The 14,542-nt window shown below is 62.9% G+C and carries 11 protein-coding genes; 4 read left to right on the forward strand and 7 right to left on the reverse strand.

Features of this window, described 5'->3' with window-relative positions; translation table 11 throughout:
- Positions 1 to 41: 41 nt before the first annotated feature.
- The gene (locus F0M18_RS13105) at positions 42 to 482 is read right to left on the reverse strand and encodes a GFA family protein (protein WP_262500944.1); all 441 of its coding nucleotides are present in this window, start codon (positions 480 to 482) and stop codon (positions 42 to 44) included.
- 837 nt (positions 483 to 1,319) lie between these two features.
- Between F0M18_RS13105 and F0M18_RS13110 the strand changes: the two genes are divergently transcribed.
- Entirely contained in the window at positions 1,320 to 4,478 is a 3,159-nt protein-coding gene (locus tag F0M18_RS13110) for an error-prone DNA polymerase (RefSeq protein WP_149611905.1), read from the forward strand.
- On the opposite strand, the gene F0M18_RS13115 is transcribed toward F0M18_RS13110, so the two are convergent.
- Positions 4,472 to 5,350 (reverse strand): patatin-like phospholipase family protein, encoded by an 879-nt coding sequence (locus tag F0M18_RS13115; RefSeq protein ID WP_149611906.1) that lies wholly within the window; start codon positions 5,348 to 5,350, stop codon positions 4,472 to 4,474. The two genes, F0M18_RS13110 and F0M18_RS13115, sit on opposite strands and share 7 nt — an antisense overlap.
- Positions 5,351 to 5,585: 235 nt before the next feature.
- Between F0M18_RS13115 and F0M18_RS13120 the strand changes: the two genes are divergently transcribed.
- On the forward strand, positions 5,586 to 6,254 hold the full coding sequence (locus tag F0M18_RS13120) for a protein-L-isoaspartate(D-aspartate) O-methyltransferase (RefSeq protein ID WP_223177985.1): 669 nt from the start codon (positions 5,586 to 5,588) through the stop codon (positions 6,252 to 6,254).
- Positions 6,255 to 6,394: 140 nt separating this feature from the next.
- Here the strand turns inward: F0M18_RS13120 and F0M18_RS13125 are convergent, their stop codons facing one another.
- Positions 6,395 to 7,615: an argininosuccinate synthase gene (locus tag F0M18_RS13125; protein ID WP_149611908.1), complete on the reverse strand. Its 1,221-nt coding sequence runs from the start codon at positions 7,613 to 7,615 to the stop codon at positions 6,395 to 6,397.
- A 230-nt stretch (positions 7,616 to 7,845) separates the two neighbouring features.
- On the opposite strand from F0M18_RS13125, the gene pyrC reads away from it, so the two are divergent.
- Positions 7,846 to 8,883 carry a dihydroorotase gene (gene pyrC, locus F0M18_RS13130; protein WP_149611909.1) on the forward strand — a complete coding sequence of 346 codons (1,038 nt, stop codon included), beginning with the start codon at positions 7,846 to 7,848 and terminating at the stop codon, positions 8,881 to 8,883.
- Between the two features lie 13 nt (positions 8,884 to 8,896).
- Complete coding sequence (gene rnt / locus F0M18_RS13135; protein ID WP_262500945.1) at positions 8,897 to 9,532, forward strand: ribonuclease T; 636 nt, start codon at positions 8,897 to 8,899, stop codon at positions 9,530 to 9,532.
- A 34-nt stretch (positions 9,533 to 9,566) separates the two neighbouring features.
- Here the strand turns inward: rnt and F0M18_RS13140 are convergent, their stop codons facing one another.
- From F0M18_RS13140 to mpl, 4 genes are read right to left on the reverse strand one after another with little or no spacing between them, the layout of a single operon-like run.
- Positions 9,567 to 10,166, reverse strand: a complete 600-nt coding sequence (locus F0M18_RS13140; protein WP_149611910.1) for an LON peptidase substrate-binding domain-containing protein — start codon at positions 10,164 to 10,166, stop codon at positions 9,567 to 9,569.
- A complete protein-coding gene (locus F0M18_RS13145) occupies positions 10,163 to 10,435 on the reverse strand; it encodes a YkgJ family cysteine cluster protein (RefSeq protein ID WP_149611911.1) in 273 nt (90 codons plus the stop codon). Before F0M18_RS13145 ends, F0M18_RS13140 begins: the two co-directional genes overlap by 4 nt.
- Entirely contained in the window at positions 10,436 to 13,036 is a 2,601-nt protein-coding gene (locus F0M18_RS13150; protein WP_262500946.1) for an efflux RND transporter permease subunit, read from the reverse strand.
- A complete protein-coding gene (mpl, locus tag F0M18_RS13155) occupies positions 13,029 to 14,402 on the reverse strand; it encodes a UDP-N-acetylmuramate:L-alanyl-gamma-D-glutamyl-meso-diaminopimelate ligase (RefSeq protein WP_149611912.1) in 1,374 nt (457 codons plus the stop codon). The genes F0M18_RS13150 and mpl overlap by 8 nt, the downstream gene beginning before the upstream one ends.
- Positions 14,403 to 14,542: the final 140 nt, after the last annotated feature.

Here is a 14,542-nt window from a genome sequence, read left to right on the forward strand (position 1 = left end):
ATGCCAGGTCCGCGTACTTTGACTTGTTAGGTGGTAGCATCTCAATCCGGCAACCCCTCGAACTTTGGCAATGACTCCGACCCTGTATCCCAAACCGCTTTGCTAGATGTAAAGATGTGAGCTGTTGGCAGCATGGAGACTTCCGTGTCCAGACACCCGGCGGGAATGACCAGCAGACCTTCGCCATGAGTGCCTGGTAATGCTGAACCACAAACCTTACAAAAACTCTTGCTGTGTCGAGTACCTGGAAGCGTAAAGGTAGTCACAGAATCAGAACCCGACAACCAGGTTACCTTTGCCGACTGAGAGAACAAATTTGCCGCATGAGCAGAGCCGGTGTCCTTTTGGCAGTGCTGACAGTGACACAGGTAAAAGCTGTCGAACTCCCCCTGCACTTCAAATTTCGCACTGCCACAAAGACAAGAACCAAAGTAAGCAGTCACGGGCTCCCTTCCTCTATGGCTTGTAGGTGACGCACGCATAAAGTTCCAGACTGAGACGGCGCCAATTCGTCCGCAAACTTGCTGCACTGCGACTCTCTACAGTCCGTGCAGCAAAGTGATTTACTTTTGGTACCCATTTAGCCATAACTTTGAAACACCCCGCCTGCCCCTGGTGCAGCCTGTCCATGCTGGTCAAGCGGCACTGCGCTCACCTGCCAACCCTCTGTGCGCGGCAACACCGAACACACCAATGGCCCCGAGCATAGTCATTAGTAGCGCCTGATCAGCGGGCAGCCGAAATGAACCGCCTGTGGTGGCTGCGAGTAACCCCAAGGCTGCAGCGAGCATGGCGAGAATGCCGCCGACAAGGGCAATGCCGCGCGCAGCTTGCTGTATCGGGCGATAGTACGGACTTGCAGCAACAAAAAGGCCTGCGCCCAGAAATACGGCACCCCACATGCCAGGTCCGAGTGTCTTTGCGGATAATCCGGCAGCTGCCAGGCATGCCAGCGCGAACAGCACAGTGCTTATTGAGCCGGGCTTCATGGTGACCTAACAGCCACTTACCGGAACACAGTCTTCGAAAAGACGCTTTGACGCAGCCGGTGCATATTCCCATCCTTTGAAATAATCCATCACAACAATAATTTACCACTTCACCACCCATGTGCCAGTTTTGTCCCCGTGAAAGGCGGGATTTGTGCCGCAGGGGCTGGCATCCGCTGATGCCGGGACCTCCAGCCGGCTGCTGGCCGTACTCTTCAACAAAAAGGCAATGGGCGCACTTTCCCATATGTGGGGCGTCATCAGCCCGCTAGACGATTGACGGTGCACTGATATTTGACCAAATCATAATACTGTATAAATATACAGTATATGCCAACCTACGCCGAACTCCACTGCCTGAGCTGTTACAGCTTCCTGCGCAGCGCCTCGCACCCCCACGAACTGGTGGAGCGTGCGGCGCAGCTGGGTTATGCAGCGCTGGCGATCACGGACGAGTGCTCGCTGGCGGGCATCGTCAAGGCGCATGTGGCCGCAAAGGCAGCCGGGCTGCAGCTGATTGTGGGCAGCGAGTTCACCCTGGAAGAAGGCATACGCCTGGTGGCGCTGGTGCCGTCACGGGCCGCCTACAGTGAACTGTCCGGGCTGATCAGCATGGCCCGGCGGCGCAGCCCCAAGGGGGAATACCGTGCCACCCTGCGCGATGTCATCTTCCACCTCAAGCGCTGCCTGCTTATCTGGCTGCCCCGCGGCAGCGAAGACCATGACCGCGCCTATGGGCAGCAGCTGGCGCGGCTGTGCAAGGGGCGCCTGTGGCTGGGGGTCAGCCACCTGCTGGGCAACGATGAGGCCGAACATCTGCGGCGCGCCTGTGACCTGGCCGGCGATCTGGGCCTGCCGATGGTGGCCTGCGGTGATGTACGCATGCACACGGCTTCGCGCAAGCCGCTGCACGACGTGTTTACCGCCCTCCACCACAACACCAGCATCGCCCAGCTGGGTCGCCGGCGCCTGGCCAACAGCCAGCAGCACCTGCGCAGCCTGGACAAAATCGCCCGCCTCTACCCGCCGGCGCTGCTGGCAGAGAGCCTGCGCATCGCCAGGCTGTGCGACTTCAGCCTGGACGAACTGCGCTATGAATACCCGCAGGAGGTGGTGCCCGAGGGGCACAGCGCCAGCTCCTACCTGCGTGAGCTGGTGGCCGCAGGCGCCGAACGGCGCTGGCCGGGGGGCGTGCCGGCGGCCGTCCGCCAGCGTATCGACCGGGAGCTCGAACTTATCCGGGAAATGCACTACGAGTACTACTTCCTCACCGTGTACGACATCGTCGACTTCGCCCGCTCCCGCGACATTCTCTGCCAGGGCCGCGGGTCCGCCGCCAACTCGGTGGTGTGCTATTGCCTGGGCATCACCGAAGTGTCGCCGGAACAGATCTCCCTGCTATTCGAGCGCTTTATCTCCAAGGAGCGCGACGAGCCGCCGGATATCGACGTGGACTTCGAGCACGAGCGCCGCGAGGAGGTCATCCAGTACATCTACCGCAAATACAGCCGCCGGCGCGCGGCCCTGGCCGCCACGCTGATCACCTACCGCGCGCGCAGCGCCGTGCGCGACGTGGGCAAGGCCCTGGGGCTGGACCAGACATTCGTGGATGACCTGGCCAAATCCATGGCCTGGTGGGATCGCACCGCCGACCTGGCCAAACGCTTCGAGGAACACGGTGTAGCCGGCCACAGCCAGCAGGCGGAGCTGTTCTACGCCCTGGTGCAGCAGATACTCGGCTTCCCGCGCCACCTGTCCCAGCACGTGGGCGGCTTCGTCATCACCCGCAGCCCCATCTCCACCCTGGTGCCGGTGGAGAACGCCAGCATGGCGGATCGCACCGTGATCCAGTGGGACAAGGAAGACATCGAGTCGCTGGGCCTGCTCAAGGTGGACATTCTCGCCCTGGGCATGCTCTCCGCCATTCGCAAGAGCCTGCACATGGTCAATCGCTACAACCCTGCCATCGCCACCATCAGCGACATTCCCAAAGAGGACGCCGCCACCTACAGGATGCTGCAGCAGGCGGATACGGTCGGTATTTTCCAGATCGAGTCGCGGGCGCAGATGACCATGCTGCCGCGGCTCAAGCCCGCCTGCTTCTATGACCTGGTGATCGAGATCGCCATCGTGCGCCCGGGGCCGATACAGGGCGACATGGTGCACCCCTACCTGCGCCGCAAGCAGGGCAAGGAAGCCATCACCTACCCCAGCGAAGAGATAAAAGGCGTACTGGAAAGCACCCTGGGCGTGCCCATCTTCCAGGAGCAGGTAATCAAGCTGGCGATGGTGGCGGCGGGGTTTTCCGGCGGTGAAGCCGACCAGCTGCGCCGCGCGATCGCCAACTGGGGGCGGCACAGCCGGCTGCTGGAGTTCGAGCAGAAGCTGACCGAAGGCATGATCGAGCGCGGCTACGATGCGGATTTCGCCCGCCGCCTGTTCAACCAGATCAAGGGCTTTGCCGGCTATGGCTTTCCCGAGTCCCATTCCGCCAGCTTTGCCCTGCTCGCCTACGTGTCCGCCTGGCTCAAGCGGCATCACCCGGCAGCGTTCTTCGCCGGGCTGCTCAACAGCCAGCCCATGGGCTTTTACAGTCCCTCGCAACTGCTGCAGGACGCCAGGCGCCACCACGTCAGCGTGCTGCCCGTGGACGTGAACCAGAGTGACTGGGATCACCTGCTGCTGGACGGCCCGGACGCCGCCCGCAGCCCCATCCTGCTCGGCCTGCGCCTGGTAAAGGGGCTCAGCCGCGAGGGTGCCCAGCGCCTGGTGGAGGCCCGCCGCCGGGCGCCGTTTCGCCAGATCAGTGACCTGCGCCGCCGGGCGCAGCTGGACAAGCGCGACATGGAAGCCCTGGCCGACGCCGACGCCCTGGCCTCCCTGGCCGGGCACCGCCACCAGTCCCAGTGGCAGATCATGGCCCTGGAAGAGGCGCGCCCGCTGCTGCAGGACGAACAGTACCAGGGCGCGCGCTTTTTCAACGATGGCGTGCAGCTACCCCCGCCGGCGGTGGCGGAAGAAGTCCTCTCGGACTATCGCGCCACTGGGCTGACCCTGCGCCCGCACCCCATGAGCCTGCTGCGCAACCAGGCGCCCTTCAACCGCTGCCTGCGCCAGGTGGACCTGGCCACACTGGGCAACAACCGTTTCGTGCGTATCGCCGGGCTGGTCACCTGCCGGCAGCGCCCGGGCACCGCCTCAGGCGTGCTGTTCCTCACCCTGGAAGATGAGACCGGCAACAGTAATATCGTGGTATGGAAGAGCACCCAGGCGCACTTTCGCCAGGCGCTGATGTCGGCGCAACTGCTACTGGTCACCGGCACCGTGGAGACCGTGGACAATGTCACCCATGTAGTGGCCGGCGCGCTGCAGGACTACACCCACGCACTGCAGGCACTGGGGTGCCCGGCTGAGGGGACGTCATCCAGCCAGGGCCAGGCCAGCCCGGATAAAGCCGGCCTGCAGCTGAAGTCGCGGGATTTTCACTGAGCCGGCGCACCCAGGAAACGGGCCACCTCGCCGGCTATCATGGCAGCCTGCTGCTGCCCGGCCTGCGCGGCAGGGGCGCGCGTGGCGGGGTCGAGGGGGTTGGCGCCAATCGCCTGTTTTGCCTGCTGGTCGGGCACAATCACCAGCACCCGCGTCCCGGCTGCTTCCAGGCCCGCCACTTCCTCGCGCAGGTGCGAGCCGGTATTGAGAAACGACTGGTAGCCCATGGGCGCCAGCACCACTACCGAGGCTGCCCCGGCGGCCAGGTCGGCATTGGTGGCGGAGCGCAGGCCGCCGTCGATGTAATCGGTATCGTTGATACGCACCGGGGGCCAGATGCCGGGCACGGCACAACTGGCCGCCACGGCATCGGTGAGGCTGACGCCGGCGTCACGGTTGAACACCACCATGTCGCCGCTGGCGGCATCGACCACCACGATATCCAATTGCACCGCGGGCCACTCCCGCGCCGGCAGCCGCTGCTCGATCACCCGGTAACGGGCAGCCGGGTCGACCGACGAGGCTTTCAGCGCGGCCGCGCCAACACGCTGTCGGAATCGCTGCGGGTCCTTGCGGGCCAGCAGGGCCGGCAGCAGCCGCAGCAACAGGCGGAATTTACTAATTGTGGGCACCAGTTCGGCGACCTGCTGTGCGGGGTCGACCTGGCGCTGGAACAGCTGCGCCAGCGGCAGGCCACTGTGCAGCTGCGCCGCCACTGCCGCACCGGCAGAGGTGCCGATCACCCGTTCGAACCCGGCCACCTCCACACCCGCCTGCTGCAAGCCGTGCAATACACCGGTCATCCAGGCGATGCCGGCGACGCCACCGCCACCAAGCACAAGTGATGCCGATCCTGGTTTGTCGTCAGTCATGCTGCCTCCGCAACTGTTGTTTCAAACGATGAAAAGCGTTCGCCATCCCCGTGCCGATCTCATGCGGGTGGCGTACGCCCATGCAGCCACTACACTGCAGTTATCGATAACCGGTTCCGGGCAACATAAGGCCTGACGGCCAGCCCGGACGCATCGCCAACCAGCTTCTATAGTGATGATGACGGCACTGTTACCCATACTAGCGGCAATTCTACTGACACAGCCAACCCCGACCATGGCACAAGACACACAACAGGCACACCAGGACATGCTGCGGGCGATCGAACAATCGGTACGCGATTCCGCACACTATACCGGGCGGGAGGCATTGAGCGAACGTGTCATGGAGGCCATGGCGACGGTACCGCGGGAGCAATTCGTGCCGGCGGCGCACCGCGCGCAGGCCTACCAGAACCGCCCGCTGCCCATCGCTGCGGGGCAAACCATTTCCCAGCCGCTGATCGTGGCACTGATGACCGACCTGCTGGAGCCGGAGCCGGGGGATGTCATCCTCGAGGTCGGCACTGGCTCAGGCTACCAGGCAGCGGTGCTGTCCGGGCTGGTGCAGCAGGTGTATTCGGTAGAGATCGTGGAAGAACTGGCGCAGTCCGCCGCCGCCACACTGGACAGGCTGGGCTACGATAACGTCAGCGTGCGCGCCGGCGACGGTTATGCCGGCTGGCCCGAGCACGCACCGTTTGACGGCGTCATCGTCACCGCCGCGGCACCGCATATTCCCCAGCCGCTGCTGGATCAACTCAAGCCGGGCGGCAAACTGGTGATCCCCGTGGACGCCGAGCACGGCGCCCAGGACCTGCTGCTGGTGCACGTGGGCGAGGACGGCAACATCGCCCAACGCTCGGTATTGCCGGTGCGCTTCGTGCCGCTGACCGGGGAGCGCTGATGCACCGGACTCAGCCCGCCCGGGCCTGTTCACGCGCCCGGGCCTGTTGAAGCACCCCGGCCTGGTCGCGCGCCCGATCACGGGGCCCGTGCCGGGACGATGCCGCCACCCAGCAAATGGGATCGCAGCGCCAACCGCGCTTACAGCAGGTTGCGCCCCTTGTTGGCGGCAATGCGCATACGCAGTGCGTTGAGCTTGATGAAGCCCTCGGCGTCTTTCTGGTCGTAGGCACCAGCATCTTCTTCGAAGGTGGCGATGCTCTCGTCAAACAGACTGTCGGCGGACTGGCGCCCGACCACCATCACATTGCCCTTGTACAGCTTCAGCCGCACCACGCCATTGACCACCTGTTGGGATTCATCGATCGCTGCCTGCAGCATCCTGCGCTCGGGGCTCCACCAGTAGCCGTTGTAGATCAGCTTGGCATAACGCGGCATCAATTCATCCTTGAGGTGCGTCACTTCACGATCCAGGGTCAGTGATTCGATGGCGCGATGCGCCTTCAGCAGGATGGTGCCGCCGGGGGTTTCGTAGCAGCCACGGGACTTCATGCCGACGTAGCGGTTTTCCACGATGTCGTCACGGCCGATACCATTGGCGCCGCCAACCTTGTTCAGGGTCTCCAGCACCGTGGCCGGGCTCATGGCCTCGCCGTCTATGGCTACCACGTCGCCCTGCGCAAAGGTCAGTTCGATGTAGGTTGCCGTGTCGGGCGCCGCCTCTGGGCTGACGCTCCAGCGCCACATGTCTTCTTCAGGCTCCGCCCAGGGATCTTCCAGCAGGTCGCCCTCGTAGGAGATATGCAGCAGGTTGGCATCCATTGAATAGGGTGACTTCTTCTTGGCGTTGGCGAAATCCACCGGGATGTCGCGCTCGGCGCAGTAATTCATCAGCGACTCGCGGGAGCTGAGGTCCCACTCGCGCCAGGGCGCAATGACCTGGATGCCGGGCTTGAGGGCATAGGCACCCAGTTCGAAACGCACCTGGTCGTTGCCCTTGCCGGTGGCACCGTGGGAGATGGCGTCGGCGCCGGTTTCGTTGGCGATTTCGATCAGGCGCTTGGCGATCAGCGGGCGGGCAATGGAAGTACCCAGCAGGTACTCGCCCTCGTACACCGTGTTGGCGCGGAACATGGGGAAGACAAAATCGCGCACGAATTCCTCGCGCAGGTCGTCGATGTAGATCTCCTTGATCCCCATGGCTTCGGCCTTGGCGCGGGCCGGTTCCACCTCTTCGCCCTGGCCGATGTCGGCGGTGAAGGTCACCACCTCACAGTTATAGGTATCCTGTAACCAGCGCACGATTACCGAGGTATCGAGACCGCCTGAATAGGCCAGAACGACCTTGTTTACGTCTGACATGTTTCGCTCCAAAGACAGCTGCTGCAAAAAGGGCGGCCATTCTACTGGATACGGCGATTGAATTCACCGGCTGGGGCCAAATCGGGAGCAAGGGCTGGCAACAGCTTTGTGGCTGGCTGTGCCGCTGCCCCGGCCGGGCGGCGGCAAACCCTGTCATCCGGCCTGCAGACCTGACCCGCAGCCACTTTTACGGTAGCATGCTGGCTTCTCCATCCGGCTACAGGCTCCACGTGAAAGAACTGACCATCACCCGCCCCGACGACTGGCACGTACACCTGCGCGACGGCGACGCACTGATCCAGACCTGCGCCGACATGGCGCGCTATTTCGGGCGTGTCATCGTCATGCCCAACCTGACACCACCGGTGGTCGCTGTGGCGGATGCCGCGGCCTATCGCGAGCGCATTCTCACTGCCATGTCAGGGCTGCCGCGGCAGTTCGAGCCGCTGATGACCCTGTACCTGACCGACCGCACCGACGCTGCCGAGATCCAGCTGGCCGCCGCCTCCGAATTCGTGCATGCGGTCAAGCTCTACCCGGCGGGTGCCACCACCAACTCGGACGCCGGCGTGGCCGAGCTGGAGGGGCTGTACCCGGTGCTCGCGGCCATGGAAGAGGCCGACCTGCCGCTGCTGATACACGGCGAGGTCACCGACCACGAGATCGACATTTTCGATCGCGAAAAGGTTTTCATCGAGCGCCATCTCGATCCCATTGCCCGGCGTTTCCCGGGGCTGCGCATTGTGCTGGAGCACATCACCACCCGCGACGCGGTGCAATTTGTGCGCGAGGCGAGCAACAAGGTGGCGGCCACCATTACGGCCCATCACCTGATGTTCAATCGCAATGACATGCTGGTGGGCGGCATACGCCCGCACTACTACTGCCTGCCGATCCTGAAGCGCAATGTGCACCAGAACGAGCTGATGGAAGCGGCCGCCTCGGGCAACCCCAAGTTTTTTCTGGGTACCGATTCGGCGCCCCACGCGCGCAACCGCAAGGAAACCGACTGTGGCTGCGCCGGGGTCTACAGCGGGCACGCGGCGCTGGAATTCTATGCCGAGGTATTCGAACAACTGGACGCCCTGGACAAGCTGGAAGGCTTCGCCGCGCAATTTGGCGCGGATTTCTACCGCCTACCGCGCAACACCGACACCGTCACCCTGCGCAAGGAAAGCTGGCAGGTGCCAGAGAGCCTGCCCCTGGGCAGTGACACGCTATTGCCCCTGGCAGCAGGTGAATCCATGGCCTGGCGCGTTGTCAGCTGAGATGAGCGCCTCCATGCAGGAAAAACCTCACCAGATCAGCGAACGCTTCCGCGGTTTCCTGCCGGTAGTGATCGACGTGGAAACCGGCGGCTTCAACTCGGCAACGGATGCGATACTGGAAGTCGCCGCCAGCCTGGTGCGTATGGACACCGACGGCATGCTCTCGGTGCATCGCACCCTGGACTTTCATGTCAAACCCTTCGAGGGCGCCAACATCGAACAGTCCGCGCTGGATTTCACCGGCATCGACCCTTGGCACCCTTTCCGGGAAGCCGTGGACGAGGAAGATGCGCTGGCCGAACTGTTTCGCGCGGTGCGCAAGGAGATTCGCGAAACCGGCTGTACCCGGGCTATCCTGGTGGGCCACAACGCGCACTTCGACGCCGGCTTCATCAACGCCGCGGTCGAGCGCTGTGACATCAAGCGCAACCCGTTTCACCCGTTTTCGTTTTTTGATACCGCCACCCTGTCCGGGCTCGCCTACGGGCAAACGGTGCTGGCCAAGGCCTGTGCCGAGGCCGGTATCGAGTTCAGTAATGAAGCGGCCCACAGCGCCGCCTACGATGCTGAACGCACCGCTGAACTGTTCTGCGATATCGTCAATCGCTGGAAGGAGTCAGGTGGCTGGATGCCACATTTCGAGGATTGAGCCAGGCGCTGGCTGGTTGCCAGCGGCGCCGTGGTCAGGCGTCTTCACCACTGATCTGGTTGAGAATCCGGTCCAGTTCTTCCATCAGCGCGGCAATCTCGTCCAGGCCCAGTAGCTCGTACTTGATGTATTCCTCCAGCGGCAACAGCTGCACCAGCGCCCACGCCACCTGCCACGGGTCGTCATAGTCCAGTTGCAGGCTCATCCGCTGTACGTGCGGGTGTGCCTCCAGGCTGCGCAGGACATCAATCATCGATTGCCACTCGGGGCGCATGTCCGCCCGCGCCGGTGGCGCCCGGTACGTCACCTCGCCCAGCACCAGCCCGTCTGCCTGCACCGCCGTTTCGAACAGGTCGAAGCGCCCGTCTCCCTCAATGGTCACACCGAGTAAACCGTTGGGCAACTGGTCCCAGTCGACGATGCGCGCCAGCGTGCCCCAGTCCCCCAGGTCGGCGGCGGCACGGCCCTTCTGTGCCACCTCGGAACCGCGGCGAATCCATACCACGCCGAACGGCTCACCGCTTTTCATGCTGGTGCGCACAAGGTCCAGGTAGCGCTGCTCGAATATCTGCAAGGGCATGCGGCCGCCGGGAAACAACACCGCCGAGAGCGGAAACAGGGGGATCGTGGTCATGGGTGCATCATCCCATCCGGCGCGCTGCGCCGCTCGAGTTCGCCAATCATCACCAGCGCCTGCTCCCTGGATTCGCCACACACCGCCGGCTCGGCCTGGAACGCGTCACACAACCGGGGGCGGCGAGGGTCACCAAAAAGCAGGCAGGACATCTCTGTGGTGAGGTGAACGCAGGCCACGCCCGCGGGCTTGCCAGCGGGCATACCGTGAAAAGGCTGCGCGATAGAGGGTGCTATACAGCAGGCACCACAGCCAGTCCGGCACTGCATTCAGTCTTCCCTCCCCTCCGGACCAAGCGGCTTGAACAGGATGATCAGCTGCGGCAGCAACAACAACGCGCCCAGTACCGCGGCGATCATCGCCAGCACGGTCAACAGGCCGAAGTAAATACTCGGGTTGAAGTTCGACAGCGTCAACATGGAGAAGCCGATCACTATCGTCAGGGTGGTGTAGTACATGGCCCGCCCGATACTGCTGTGGCAGCGATGCATGGCGGCGCGGTAGTCCCGGTCCCGCTCAAATTCACGCAGGTAACGATGCACGTAGTGAATGCAGTCATCTACACCGATACCAACGACGATGGCGGCGATAGTAATGGTCATGATGTCGAGCGGTATGCCTATCAGCCCCATGATACCCAGCACCATGGAGGCGGCGAGTATGTTCGGTGCCAACGCAATGAAGGCCAGCGGCAGCGAGCGGAACAGGATCAGGAACATCACCAGTATGGCCACGAAAACCGCACCCAGGGTGAGTATCTGCGAGCGGAACAGGCTTTGCAGTACGTTGTTGTAAAGCACCAGCATGCCGGTGAAGTTCACCCTGTCCTCGGCAAAGCCCATGTCGTCCACCAGGTGCCGGCGCAGGTCCTGGAGAAACTGGTCCCGGCGCAGGTCGCGACTGGTTTCCTTGACGCGGACATTGATGCGCGCCTCCTGGTTCTGCGCGGAAAAATACGGGTCGACCATCATGCCACTGATGTCTTCGGGCAGGCTCTTCTGCACCAGTGCCAGTTCCACGCTGCCTATGTCCTCGCCCAGCAGGTTCTTGACCACGGCAAACACCGTGGACAGGGACAGGACCTTGCCCGTCTCGGGCAGGGAGTCCACATAGGCATGCACCTTGTCCAACTCGCGCATGCCCTCAAGACTGAACCAGTAACTGGGCTGGAAATCGGCTTCGCCTGCCGCGTCGAAATCGTCGAAGCCACCGTCAAATTCCTCGCCCCAGCCATCATCGGCAAACTCGTCATCGCTGAATGCGTCCTCGGCGAACGGGTCGTCCTCGGCAACGGGCGACGCGGTTTGGCCGGGTGGACCCAGTGGCTCGAGGCCCGGAAGTGGCGCGTCCTGGTCGGGCGGTGAAATGATGATGTCCAGGGGAATGGTCCCCCCCAGCTTGGAGTCCAGCAGCTCCATACCCTGGTAAATCTCGGTAGAGTGGTGGAAATAATCGATAAAGCGGTTTTCCACCTGCAGGCGGCTGATACCCAATACCGTCAGCGCCGCAATACACAGCGTCACCACGATAATCGCAGTGCCGTGGAGATCCGTCACCTTGGCGAACCAGGCTGTCAGGGTGGGGTCGGCGCCGCGGTGCCGATGCGACCGCCGGTCAGGCCACACCAGCATCAGGCAGGGCACAATGACAAACGACAGCAGCAGAGCCACACCGATGCCCACCGTCATCATCCAGCCAAAATCAATCACCGGCTGGATGCCCGAGACAACCAGCGACATGAACGCGACGATGGTGGTAATACCGGTGTAGAAACAGGGTACCGCCATCAGCCTCACCGTCTCCACCACACGCGGATACAGGTCACCCTCGGGCTGCAGCGCATGCAATTCGCGGTAGCGCACGATCAGGTGAATACAGATCGCCAGCGTGATGATCAACAGCACGGCAACAAAGTTGGAGGAGATCACCGTCATGCGCCAGTCCAGCGCACCGAGCAAGCCCAGCATGACGGTCACCGTGGCACTGCAGGTCACCAGCGGGATCACCACCCAGCGCACGCGCCTGAATATAATAGCCAGCACCACCAGCATCACGCCGAGGATGGCACTGCCGAATGTCACCAGGTCGCTGCGCACAAAACTGACCATATCCGCTGCGATCATCGGCACGCCGCCGACGAACAACCGGGCGTGGTCGCCGTAGCTCGCCGCGATCTCACGCACCGACTGCACCAGCTTGCTTTGCTGCTCCAGGGCGATGGCTGTATGCGCCTTGAATGCGCTCTCCACGCGCTGGAGCTCCGCGGCTTCATCGGCATCCAGGCGGCTTTGCTTGCGTTTGATACGCAGTGCTTCGCGCTTCGACAGTAAATCAAAATACACTTCATCGCGCTGCAGGTTGATCTGCACGGCGGTGAGCGTGCCATCACGGCTGGCCAGCAGGTCGGCATATATCGGACTACTGGTGAACTCCTGCAACGCCAGCTCTCTGTCGATCTCAGCCTGCGTCAGGCTGGGCAGCGGCTCTGGTGAGGTGATATCGGAAAGGCTCACCGGGGGACTCTCAAGCAGCGGCACATCCCAGACGGTGACCACCGACGACACACCCGGCAGGGCGCGCAGTTCGTCAGCCATGGCCTGCAGCGGCTGTAGCGAGGCATCGTCCAACAGGCCACCGGGGGGCTGCCAGGTAATCAGCAGAAAGTCTTCCGAGGCATAGCGCGAGCTCACCTCGCGGTAATAGTCCAACGCCGGGTCGCCCTGGAGCATCAGGGAATCTGCCGAGGCATCCAGCTTGATCTTGTCGAGCTGGGTGGCGAATCCGGCCACCAGCAGCGTGACCAGGAACAGGGAAAACCACGGCGCTTTCAGCACCAGGCGCTGGTACAGGGCCAACAGGGCGCTACCCACGGTGTTGCTCCAGCGCGGCCATCAGCCTGCCGTGAATACCGCCAAACCCGCCATTGCTCATGATCACCACCTGATCGCCCGATTCCGCCTCCCCGACCACATCTGCAATCAGGCTGTCTATGTCGTTCACTACTTTGGCCGCCGCTTTGCCCTCGTTCACCAGGTCCTGCAGCGACCAGTCCAGGCCCGCGGGCTGGTACCAGTACACCCGGTCCGCCGCGCTTGTGGATGCCGCCAGCCGGGCCCGGTGTTCACCCATGCGCATGGTGTTGGAACGCGGTTCTATCAAGGCCAGCAGCCGCCCGCTGCCACACCTGGCACGCAGGCCCTGCAGCGTGGTTTCGATCGCTGTGGGGTGGTGCGCGAAATCGTCATACACCGTGATGCCATCTACCGTACCCAGCAGTTCCAGCCTGCGTTTGACACCGCGAAACTGCGCCAGGGCTTCTGCGGCAGTGGCCGGCGCCACGCCCACGTGGCGCGCCGCAGCGACTGCCGCCAGGGCGTTGGCAACATTGTGCCGGCCACAGTGCTGCCACTCGACACTGGCGGCAGGTTCCCCCGCCAGGTAGATCTCGAAAGCCGAACCGTCCTGCTGCAGCAGGCGCGCACTGAGGTCGGCTTCAGCCTCAACGGCAATGCCACAGGTGCTACTCCAGCACCCCTGCGCCAGCGTGTCATCAATCGCGTCGACCGCCACGGGATGCACTACCAGCCCTTCCCCGGGCACGGTGCGCACCAGGTGGTGAAACTGGCGCTGGATCGCGGCGAGATCGGGAAATATATCCGCGTGGTCATATTCCAGGTTGTTGATGATGAGGGTACGCGGACGGTAATGCACAAACTTGGAGCGCTTGTCGAAAAACGCGGTATCGTACTCATCGGCCTCAACGACAAAAAAGTCGGTATCCCCGCTGCGCGCAGACAGGCCAAAATCTGCCGGCACGCCGCCAATCAGGAACCCGGGCGCCATACCCGCATACTCGAGAATCCAGGCCAGCATGGAACTGGTGGAGGTCTTGCCATGGGTACCGGCCACCGCCAGCACCCACTTGCCGTGCAGCACATGCTCGGCCAGCCATTGCGGTCCCGAGGTGTAGTCCAGACCGGCATTGAGCAGGTATTCCACCGCCGGATTGCCACGCGTCATGGCGTTACCCACCACCACACAGTCGGGAGACGGCTGCAGGTGCGCAGGCTCATACCCCTCCATCAGCTCGATGCCGGCGGCTTCAAGCTGGGTACTCATGGGTGGATAGACATTGGCATCGGAACCGGTCACCCGGTAGCCGAGCTCTCTGGCAAGCAGGGCAATACCGCCCATAAAGGTACCGCAGACCCCCAGGATATGAATGTGGCCTTTCAAAAAGATCTCCTCGAATCAGGCGGCAATGGTATCACGGCAAACTATCGCTAACAGAGTTGATACGGGTCATTCACTCGCCTTAGAACACGGGGCGTATTTGCCGTATCATTTACCCGAGGGGACGTTGCCGCGTTCTGTAA

The sequence above is a fragment of the Pseudohalioglobus sediminis genome (assembly GCF_008370495.1).
In the GTDB taxonomy this organism is placed as follows: Bacteria; Pseudomonadota; Gammaproteobacteria; order Pseudomonadales; family Halieaceae; genus Halioglobus.

Bases quoted from the DNA above. Each gene is read 5' to 3' on its own strand.
- F0M18_RS13105 (WP_262500944.1), bottom strand. From the start codon at position 482: ATGCGTGCGTCACCTACAAGCCATAGAGGAAGGGAGCCCGTGACTGCT.
- F0M18_RS13110 (WP_149611905.1), top strand. From the start codon at position 1,320: ATGCCAACCTACGCCGAACTCCACTGCCTGAGCTGTTACAGCTTCCTG.
- F0M18_RS13115 (WP_149611906.1), bottom strand. From the start codon at position 5,350: ATGACTGACGACAAACCAGGATCGGCATCACTTGTGCTTGGTGGCGGT.
- F0M18_RS13120 (WP_223177985.1), top strand. From the start codon at position 5,586: ATGGCACAAGACACACAACAGGCACACCAGGACATGCTGCGGGCGATC.
- F0M18_RS13125 (WP_149611908.1), bottom strand. From the start codon at position 7,615: ATGTCAGACGTAAACAAGGTCGTTCTGGCCTATTCAGGCGGTCTCGAT.
- rnt (WP_262500945.1), top strand. From the start codon at position 8,897: ATGCAGGAAAAACCTCACCAGATCAGCGAACGCTTCCGCGGTTTCCTG.
- F0M18_RS13140 (WP_149611910.1), bottom strand. From the start codon at position 10,166: ATGACCACGATCCCCCTGTTTCCGCTCTCGGCGGTGTTGTTTCCCGGC.
- F0M18_RS13145 (WP_149611911.1), bottom strand. From the start codon at position 10,435: ATGCAGTGCCGGACTGGCTGTGGTGCCTGCTGTATAGCACCCTCTATC.